This window comes from Escherichia sp. TW14182 (assembly GCF_000208525.1).
GTDB classification, from domain to species: domain Bacteria; phylum Pseudomonadota; class Gammaproteobacteria; order Enterobacterales; family Enterobacteriaceae; genus Escherichia; species Escherichia ruysiae.
Genome location: NZ_AEJZ01000485.1, coordinates 1 through 686, shown reverse-complemented (window position 1 = coordinate 686; position 686 = coordinate 1). Strand labels below are relative to the sequence as shown.

Annotated in this window: 2 protein-coding genes; both read left to right on the top strand. The window is 51.2% G+C overall.

Translation table 11 applies throughout. From position 1 onward, the window contains the following. A partial coding sequence (locus EQY_RS0123510; RefSeq protein ID WP_000327160.1) for a lambda exonuclease family protein occupies window positions 1-534 on the top strand: 534 nt, incomplete at its 5' end. A gap of 32 nt (window positions 535-566) precedes the next feature. After that, window positions 567-686: Lar family restriction alleviation protein (locus EQY_RS25410; RefSeq protein WP_349665232.1), on the top strand; the 120-nt coding region annotated here is incomplete at its 3' end.

The following is a 686-nucleotide window of genomic DNA, read 5'->3' as shown; positions in this document are numbered from 1 at the left end:
TGGCCTGACATGAAAATGTCCTACTTCCACACCCTGCTGGCTGAGGTTTGCACCGGTGTGGCTCCGGAAGTTAATGCTAAGGCGCTGGCATGGGGAAAACAGTACGAGAACGACGCCAGAACTCTGTTTGAATTCACTTCCGGCGTGAATGTTACTGAATCCCCGATCATCTATCGCGACGAAAGTATGCGTACCGCCTGCTCTCCCGATGGTTTATGCAGTGACGGCAATGGCCTTGAGCTGAAATGCCCGTTTACCTCCCGGGATTTCATGAAGTTCCGGCTCGGTGGTTTCGAGGCCATAAAGTCGGCTTACATGGCCCAGGTGCAGTACAGCATGTGGGTGACGCGAAAAGATGCCTGGTACTTTGCCAACTATGACCCGCGTATGAAGCGTGAAGGCCTGCATTATGTCGTGGTTGAGCGGGATGAAAAGTACATGGCGAGTTTTGACGAGATGGTGCCGGAGTTCATCGAAAAAATGGACGAGGCACTGGCTGAAATTGGTTTTGTATTTGGGGAGCAATGGAAATGAGCGCAGCCACAAAGCTCACAGGAGAAAAACCAGTGCGATACACAAAAGTCAAACCATGCCCTTTTTGTGGTTGTCCATCAGTAACGGTGAAAGCCATTTCAGGATATTACCGCGCGAAGTGTAACGGATGCGAATCCCGAACCGGCTATGGT